Origin of the sequence: Thalassospira sp. UBA4513, from assembly GCF_002388495.1 — a bacterium.
In the GTDB taxonomy this organism is placed as follows: Bacteria; Pseudomonadota; Alphaproteobacteria; order Rhodospirillales; family Thalassospiraceae; genus Thalassospira; species Thalassospira tepidiphila.
This window is the reverse complement of sequence record NZ_DGMR01000032.1, coordinates 149,926-153,300: the sequence shown is the minus strand read 5'-3', so window position 1 is coordinate 153,300 and position 3,375 is coordinate 149,926. Positions and strand designations below refer to the sequence as shown.

General features: G+C 56.6%; 3 protein-coding genes and 1 pseudogene. All 4 read left to right on the top strand.

Translation table 11 applies throughout. The features are described from left to right. A pseudogene (locus tag B2T33_RS13480) lies at positions 1 to 204 on the top strand (branched-chain amino acid ABC transporter permease); the annotation flags it as partial. Then, complete coding sequence (locus tag B2T33_RS13475) at positions 201 to 1,532, top strand: branched-chain amino acid ABC transporter permease (RefSeq protein WP_064782407.1); 1,332 nt, start codon at positions 201 to 203, stop codon at positions 1,530 to 1,532. The pseudogene B2T33_RS13480 and the gene B2T33_RS13475, both read left to right, overlap by 4 nt. Positions 1,533 to 1,800: 268 nt before the next feature. Continuing rightward, positions 1,801 to 2,712 carry a DMT family transporter gene (locus B2T33_RS13470; protein WP_252724097.1) on the top strand — a complete coding sequence of 304 codons (912 nt, stop codon included), beginning with the start codon at positions 1,801 to 1,803 and terminating at the stop codon, positions 2,710 to 2,712. Positions 2,713 to 2,852: 140 nt separating this feature from the next. Then, positions 2,853 to 3,375: DMT family transporter (locus B2T33_RS13465; RefSeq protein WP_286792308.1), on the top strand; the 523-nt coding region annotated here is incomplete at its 3' end.

Sequence of the window (3,375 nt, the reverse complement as noted above, 5' to 3'; positions counted from 1 at the left end):
GGCGCGTTCATTGTTGCCTTCTCCGAGGTGACGGTGACCTATGCCTTCAAGAAGTTCCTGACCTATCTCGGCCCGACGGATTGGGCGCCGGACGGGCTCGTGCAACTTCTGTCGACGGACTACAAGTTTGCAGTCTCCTTCATCATTCTGGTCGCGGTTCTTCTGATCCGGCCAACCGGTATTATTCGTGGGAAAGTGATATGACGAAGAGAGTTGCGCTCCTATATGGCCTGATGTGCCTGGTGTTGATCGCGATCGGCTTTCTTCAAAGCTGGAACGTCGCCTTTGGCATCTTCAATCTTTGTGTGATTTCTGCGGTGATGGCGCTCGGCGTCAATATGCAGTGGGGCTATGCCGGCCTGTTTAATGTAGGTGTAATGGGCTTTACCGCCCTTGGTGGCCTTACCGCCGTTCTGGTCTCAATGCCGCCTGTGGGCGAAGCCTGGGCTGCTGCTGGCGGGGATATTGCCCTTTCCTTGCTGAGCCTTGCGGCGACCATTGTTGCAGTCATTTACGCCCGCCGCTTTGTTCACCCGGCATTGAAGCTTCCGGTCACGCTTGTTCTTTTGCTGGCGGGCTACTTCCTGATCGGGGTGTTCTTTGGTCCGGCGACCGATGCGATTGAAAGCATCGACCCGGCGCTCAGCGGTTATCTTGGTGGTGCGGGCTTACCCGTTCTTGTCGCCTGGCCGCTTGCCGGTTTGGTGGCCGCTGGTGGCGGTTGGCTGATCGGGCGGATCGCGCTTGGCCTGCGGGCCGATTATCTGGCGATTGCCACCCTAGGCATTTCCGAGATCATCATTGCGATCATCAAGTACGAAGAATGGCTGTCGCGCGGGGTCAAGAACGTCACCGGCATTCCACGCCCGGTGCCCTATGAAGTCGACCTGATCGAAAGCGAATGGTTCATCAGCCTGGCCAACTTCTTTGGTGCAACCGAGATTTCCGATGCCGCCAGCCTGTTTGTCAAACTGTGCTATGCGGTGCTGTTTGTCATCGTGCTTGCGATCATAATGTGGTTTGCCGAACGCGCATTGAAGTCGCCGTGGGGCCGCATGATGCGTGCCATTCGTGACAACCGCGATGCGGCAGCCGCGATGGGCAAGGATGTCAAACGTCGTCACCTTCAGACCTTTGTTCTGGGCTGTGCGGTGTGCGGGATTGCCGGTGCGATGCTAACTACGCTTGATGGTCAGTTAACGCCAACCAGTTACATTCCGCTGCGCTACACCTTCCTGATCTGGGTGATGGTGATCCTCGGTGGGTCTGGCAACAACTGGGGCTCGATCCTGGGTGGCTTTATCATCTGGTTCCTTTGGGTCGAGGCAGAGCCGTTTGGCAACTGGTTCATGTCAACGATCACCGCCCCGCTTGGCGAAGGATCGGAGCTTGCCCAGCACCTGGTCGCCGGTGCGGCCTATATGCGCTATCTGATGATGGGGGCGATCCTTTTGATCGTTATGCGGTTTGCGCCAAAGGGACTGATCCCCGAGGCCACCAACCGATCAACAGCAATGACGCGGTCTTCCTGACCAAACATTCAAAAGCGGGGCGGATACAATGCAGTATCCGCCCCGTTTTTTTATGCGGCGAACCCTCCGCAAAAATCCGAAAATACCGCAAGAACGTGAAAGCCACGCGAGGCTGACTGTGGCCTATTATTGGTTTGCGGATATGCCCCATATATTCGCAAAAGCCCTGATTGGTCCCCGCGCGCTGCCAACCTGCGTGACCAGTTCTGCATCACCCGTCACCCTTCGTGCCACCGCCCCTCGCGCACGTGCTGTTTTGAAAGCCCCGATGATGACAGCCCTCTTATTCGTGATCGTCACCGCCTGCTGGGGATTTACCTGGTATGCGATCAAACTTCAGATCGGACCAATCCCGGTCGAAATCTCGATCTTTTATCGCTTTGCGCTGGCCGCGGTCGTTTTGTGCGGCTTCCTGTTGATAACGCGCAAATGGCGCCCTGTGCCATGGCACGCGCATCCATGGATCGTGCTTTTGGGCTGCGGGCTGTTTGGCATCAACTTTATCCTGATGTATTCGGCGACCGGCTATATCGCCAGCGGCATTGTCGCGGTGATTTTCACCACCTCGACCATTTTCAATGCGCTGGGCAACTGGGCCTTTTACGGCAATCGCCCGGGCCTGCGCTTTGTCTTTGGTGCGGCATTCGGGCTTGCTGGCATCGCCTGTCTGTTTGCCAACCAGATCTATGCCCTGTCGCACAACGCCAATGCCATCACCGGCATGCTGCTTGCGCTTGGCGGCACGGCGGTGTTTAGCTGTGGCAATATGGTGTCGGTTAAACTCAACCGCATGGGCATTCCCAACCGTGATGCGGTCGCGCGTGGCATGATCTACGGCACGGTATTGCTGTTTATCTTTGCGACCTTACGCGGCCAGACCCCGGTCATGCCGACCGATCCGATCTATATCGGTGGCTTGCTGTATCTCGCCATTCCGGGCTCGGTCGTGGCCTTCATAGCCTATCTCGCACTGATCAACCGGGTTGGAGCAGGACGAGCGGCCTATGTCACCGTCCTGTTCCCTGTTGTGGCGCTCACGGTTTCAACCTTCCTTGAAGGCTATGTCTGGACACCGATCGGGGCAACCGGGCTTGCAATGGTGTTACTTGGCAACATCACGATCTTTGCGCGGCTTCCGAAGTTCATTGGTATGAGGAATAAAACCCTCGCGGCGGAATAGGACACCTGATTGTCTGATGATTAAAACGGGGCCGCTTGGGCCCCGTTTTTTGATCCCACCTTCAGGTCCGAAACTGGCGAGCAGCCAAAAACCAATCCGCCTAACCTTCGTTGGTCACCAACAGATCGACGGAGCCCGCGATGCTGCCCCATGAAAACACCACACGTTTGATATCGCTTGATATGGAACTGGCTTGCCGCCCGAAACTTCGCGGCATTAATGGCCCGAGAAACCTCTCATCCGCTGGTGGCTTACAACCCAAACAACTGCCCACCCAGCCGATGGACCGCATCAGTTGGTTGATGCTGATCTCGCTATCGATCCTGTGGGGTGGGTCGTTTTTCTTCACCGAAATCGCGCTTGTCGATCTGCCGCCCCTGACGCTTGTGCTGTGCCGGGTGTCGATTGCGACCATGGTTCTGTGGTGGGTGGTATTGTTGCGCGATATCGCGATACCGCGCGATCCGAAATTCTGGGTGGGCGTTGCCGTGATGGGCGGGCTTAACAACTTGATACCCTTTTGCCTGATTGTCTGGAGCCAGACACAAATCACCAGCAGCCTTGCCGCCATCCTGAATGCCACCACCCCGCTTTTCACCCTGCTGATTGCTCATATCGCAACAGACAGCGAAAAGCTGACCTTGCGCAAAACCATTGGTGTGC